Annotated in this window: 6 protein-coding genes; 4 read left to right on the forward strand and 2 right to left on the reverse strand. The window is 55.9% G+C overall.

The window, feature by feature from the left end; all coding sequences use genetic code 11:
- Together ACXJKR_RS25115 and ACXJKR_RS25120 are read left to right on the forward strand one after the other, a co-directional pair.
- The coding region (locus tag ACXJKR_RS25115; RefSeq protein ID WP_457325136.1) for a hypothetical protein at positions 1–254 on the forward strand (254 nt) is incomplete at its 5' end.
- Positions 255–717: 463 nt separating this feature from the next.
- Positions 718–2172 (forward strand): tyrosine-type recombinase/integrase, encoded by a 1455-nt coding sequence (locus ACXJKR_RS25120; protein WP_457325137.1) that lies wholly within the window; start codon positions 718–720, stop codon positions 2170–2172.
- 68 nt (positions 2173–2240) lie between these two features.
- Here the strand turns inward: ACXJKR_RS25120 and ACXJKR_RS25125 are convergent, their stop codons facing one another.
- The gene (locus ACXJKR_RS25125) at positions 2241–2894 is read right to left on the reverse strand and encodes a DUF4112 domain-containing protein (protein WP_457325138.1); all 654 of its coding nucleotides are present in this window, start codon (positions 2892–2894) and stop codon (positions 2241–2243) included.
- A 105-nt stretch (positions 2895–2999) separates the two neighbouring features.
- Positions 3000–3356, reverse strand: coding sequence for a hypothetical protein (locus tag ACXJKR_RS25130; protein WP_457325139.1), 357 nt, complete (start codon positions 3354–3356; stop codon positions 3000–3002).
- A gap of 291 nt (positions 3357–3647) precedes the next feature.
- Here ACXJKR_RS25130 and ACXJKR_RS25135 point away from each other — a divergent pair, with 291 nt between their 5' ends.
- Positions 3648–3983, forward strand: a complete 336-nt coding sequence (locus tag ACXJKR_RS25135; RefSeq protein ID WP_457325141.1) for a hypothetical protein — start codon at positions 3648–3650, stop codon at positions 3981–3983.
- On the forward strand, positions 3980–4500 hold a 521-nt coding region (locus tag ACXJKR_RS25140; protein WP_457325142.1), incomplete at its 3' end, for a hypothetical protein. The genes ACXJKR_RS25135 and ACXJKR_RS25140, both read left to right, overlap by 4 nt.

Below are 4500 nucleotides of genomic sequence, written 5' to 3' on the forward strand. Positions count from 1 at the left end.
GTGTTCACTACCGGTTCGCGCGCGTCTTCGCTGTGCGTCGAGACGAACCGGCGCTGGCTGATGCTTTGAACGAAGGCCTGAGCAGACTTTTCGTCACGGGCCGCGCGAGAGAAATCCTGGCTCGGGATGCTCGCATCGGCCCGCTGCTCGACGGCCGCAGACGGCTACCTGCGTCAGTCTTTGAACTCGACAACCCCCTCTGGACGGCGCCCTTCCGGGCGATTCCCGAAGCATTGTTTTTCAAGCCGCACTGACCAACGGCCGCGGCGAAATCCGTTCCTTCCCCGGTAGGCAGCGCAAAACGGCGGGCTGGCGCCCCTCAAAGCCTGTCATGCGGGTCGGCCCGCCGAATCGGCTTGTTGGCCGTGGACCCGGCCTCGCAGCTTTTTTCCGGTGGACCCCTTGGAGCCTTTCCGAGGCCACAAAGGAAAAAGGACCTAGAGGCTTTCGCTTCTAAGTCCTTGATTTCTCTTCTTATTTTTGGTCGGGACGGCGGGATTCGAACTCGCTACCCCTTGCACCCCATGGAATTATTAGGGCTTTTCGCGGAGTTTGGGTTGCATCGCTTCTTGCTGGAAAGAACGGAGATTTGTCTTTTAGAATCAAAGCATTAGATGAATCAATGGCATGAATGGATCGTCCATTGGAGTCTCAGAAAATCCAACAAAGTCCCACCCTCGGTTCACCCCTGGGTTCACCCCTGGGATTGGAAAAAAGATGATCCGATATCCGAAGCAAGGCAAAGGCTCTCGATGGACTGAGCTGGCAATAAAGGCGGTACCGCTGGACTGGCGAGGGGACACGCTCGCCGACGGAGGTGGCCTCACTGGTGAGGTGCGGGTGAGTGCCAAGGGAGCCGTTGCGATCAACTTCAAGTACGCCTACAAAAGGGACGGCGTGCGACGCAATCACTACTGTGGAACTTGGCCCGACGTCAGTCTCGCGGCCATTCGCACTGAACGCGACAGGGCAAAGACGCTCGTAAAGAATGGCGTGAGTCCGGCCGATGCCAAGCGAGCGGCGAAGATTGAAGCGCAAGCCGAGGTCGAGAGCACCATTGCGATGGCTGCGCGTAGAGCCGAGGAAGACCTGCCGGTTCGGGCAATGTTTGAGGCTTGGGTGTTGGACGGTGTGCGCCGTGCTGATGACAACGCCGAGTTGCGCCGGAGCTTCGAGAAGGACGTGCTGCCGCTTGTGGGGGCGAAGCCGGTGCGCACTGTGGAAGAGGGTGACCTGCGGGCAGTGCTGCGCGCCGTGATCGGCAGGGGCACCTACCGGATGGCGTCACGCGTCCACGCGGATCTGGTGCAACTGTTCGCCTGGGCCGAACAGCGCAGACCCTGGCGGGCGCTCATGGTCGAAGGCAACCCGACAAAGCTCATCGAGTTGACGAAGCTACTGCCGCACGGATGCGATCCGGACGCCGAGCGAGACCGGGTCTTGTCAGCCGACGAACTGCGAGAACTGCAGGCCAAGTACGCGGACTTTGAGGCTGCGTACGAGGCGGCACCCGTTGGCACGAAGTACAGCGTTGACCGGCCGCTTAAAAAGGAGACGCAGCTCGCGATCTGGATCTGCCTCGGAACGCTCTGCCGCATCGGCGAGTTGTTGAAGTCGCGTTGGGAACACGTCAACTTGTCGACCGGCGAGTGGTTCGTGCCGGCAGCAAACACCAAGACCCGCGTCGACTGGAAGGTTTACCTTTCTCCTTTCGCGGTGCGGCAGTTCAAGGCACTGCATGCGCTGACCGGGGACACGGCCTTTTGCTTCCCGGCGCGTGCGCCTACTGGCTCTGTGCCTGCACAGCATGTGTGCACCAAGTCCGTGTCAAAACAGATCGGGGATCGTCAGACTCAGTTCAAGAAGCGTTCTGGCCCGCTGAAGCATCGCAAGCATGACAACTCGCTTGTTCTGTCGGGCGGGAAAAACGGGGAGTGGACGCCGCATGATCTGCGGCGTACGGGCGCGACGATGATGCAGCAACTCGGTGCATCTCTCGATCTCATTGATCGCTGCCAAAACCATGTGCTTGCAGGGGGACGAGTTCGTCGGGCCTATCTGCATCATGACTATGCGCTTGAGAAGCGCGAAGCCTGGGCAATGTTGGGCGACCGAATCGAAGTCGTGTTGGGTGACTCAACCGTGATTCCGCTTTCGAGCAGGTTGAAGTGAATGGACTTTGAGGGTGGGCCGCAGTGCGGTTTCAAGTGCACCGCTGGGCTACATCGGAAGAATAGAGTTCAGTTGCGCAAACTGCAAAACCAGCCGCCGGCCTGCTCACATGCCAAGATGCGTTGGTGACGAAGCTCCGCCTCGTGTGAACACCATGTGAGCAACGCTGCACACAGGCCAACGACGACAGCCAGCCGTGCCCAAGATTGCGCACGAGTTMGGCCTCCTCGAAATAACTCGTCGCGCAGCGTTTGGAGGGTAAGTTCATTTTTATCGGATTGCCATCGCCTTCTAGTATCTTCGATCATGGAAAGATGGCCACCGATATGGACCTGGATCCGTTCAGAGTTCCAAGCATGTGCGCGGAAGAAGAAGTCCGCCACATCGCCGACAACGGGGATCATCCCAATCATCACGTCTGCAACGCCAAAGCCAAAAATCACGAGTCGATCTGCGACCGGCATTTTGGCCTCTCCTGCCTTGGCGAGAAGCCAGAAGGTAGTCAAACCGCTGGCGATGTCACCAGCGATTGGAATTAGACTGATGAAGCCGTCTGCGCCAATATAGCCAAAGACCACGCCATCCATGGTTTTGGAGTGGTGTCCGATGGCACGACTCGCGTTTTGCAAGCGCAATCGGCGTGCTTCAATGTCGGGCGGTAACGCGCTGCTCTCGCCCCCTGGCGCCATCTCAGTTAATACCGACGCGTCGGTGTTTGTCAACGATGTAGGCATTTCACTCCCTTCAGGCATCTATTCTCATCCTCTCGGGATTTGGATTGGCTGGCCAAACTGATCGCGGGTCAGCCGGTTATTCTCTGAGCCTGGTTAAAGTCCCACATGCGTGAGCACATCACGCACATGGGATAAATCACTCTTCACCAAGTGAAGCCCATGCTCCTTCCACGAGGATAGGAAGTCGATGTGGTCATCATCGGAATCGATCGGGCAGCTTAGTTTTCGGTCAATGGTGATTACGAGGCTCTTTATGGCGTAACTCGACGCCAAGAGCCCAGTTGGTAAGTGTTTCAGCCTCGGATTGCTGGCTGCCGCTTCGTCTGCCGCAGTCATCAAAGCATAGTAGAGGCACACGCCAAAATATTTGCCGCGATCACGGTCCTTCTGATACTCTGCCTTGGCGCCTTGAATGCGCGCGAAATAATAGGATTTCCAATCTGCGCTCATGCAATCTCCCTGAATGCGATAGTTAAGTTGTGGGCGCTGTCTAAAGTGTGGAAATAGTCTTCTACAGACGCGTCCAACAGGCATTGTTGCTCAGCAGAGGTGGAAACTCATCCGCAAATTTGTGGAAGACTAGATCAACGGTGAGTGGGATGGGTGCGTAGTAACCCCAGAATCAGTGTATGTAGACCTAGCTAGGAGTGGCTTCCAGAGTTAGAGTGAAGTTCCGGACGAAGCCGCACGCGTCGTCTTGTGCTTGAAATATTTCACCGAAATGTCAGTGGAGGAGGAGTCATGAACGACAGTGATCCGTTGGTATATCTGTTGGAGTCGAGCGACCAAAATCTTGCGGGCGAGGTGGAGAGATCCTTCGCCCATGATGATGTGTCCGTGTCGTCCAATTTTATTGGTGGCGCTGAGATCGCTATTTTCTTTGCCCTGGCGCTGAGGCCAATTCGCGACGTGATCAAGGAAATTCTTGCCTTCCAAAAGGAGAAGGTAGGACGCTACCAGCGATCCAAGATAGTCATTGGAGAAAAGAAAATTGAACTGACGGGCTACGGTCCGGACGATCTGTCGAAGATTTACGAGTTGCTCAGTTCGAACCAAGATCAGCCCGAATCGCGATGAGCTCGCTAACGTTTGAGCAAGCGTTTCGGCGCTTCAAACTGACGCTCCCGGACGTTGCGGACTTCTTTCACGAGCGCGTTCCGATCAGCGCTGAGGGAGCACCAGTCGATGGTGAAGCTATTGAAGTTGTTTCCTATTTTCAGCATCGCCTAAATACCCACATTCGCACAATTGGTGGGTGGATTTTCTTGGCTGAGAATGGCTTTCTCAGCGAGCACGTCGGCAGAATTTTCTTGGCCTGGCGATGGTTCGAAGGCGGCATGCTGATGCAAAACGAACCGTTGAATGTGGCAATGAAGCATTGCTTTAAGCGGTTCTACGCGGAATGTGCGCTTGCTGAGTGCAATACGATTGCTGCTCGAGCACTTCTAATCGAAGCGGTAGTGTTCGAGCGTGGAATTCTCAAAGAATTGGAGCAAAGGCGCAAAGACGATCAGGAACTTGAGAATTTTGCAGCCGCTTTTGTTCGCTGTGCCCAGTTCATCGGCTTTAATCACGAAATGGGGCATTTCAGGGT

This window comes from Roseateles sp. P5_E11 (assembly GCF_054049355.1).

What these genes read in the sequence shown, in the direction of transcription:
- ACXJKR_RS25120 (WP_457325137.1), top strand. Translation starts at nt 718, where the DNA reads ATGATCCGATATCCGAAGCAAGGCAAAGGCTCTCGATGGACTGAGCTG.
- ACXJKR_RS25130 (WP_457325139.1), bottom strand. Translation starts at nt 3,356, where the DNA reads ATGAGCGCAGATTGGAAATCCTATTATTTCGCGCGCATTCAAGGCGCC.
- ACXJKR_RS25135 (WP_457325141.1), top strand. Translation starts at nt 3,648, where the DNA reads ATGAACGACAGTGATCCGTTGGTATATCTGTTGGAGTCGAGCGACCAA.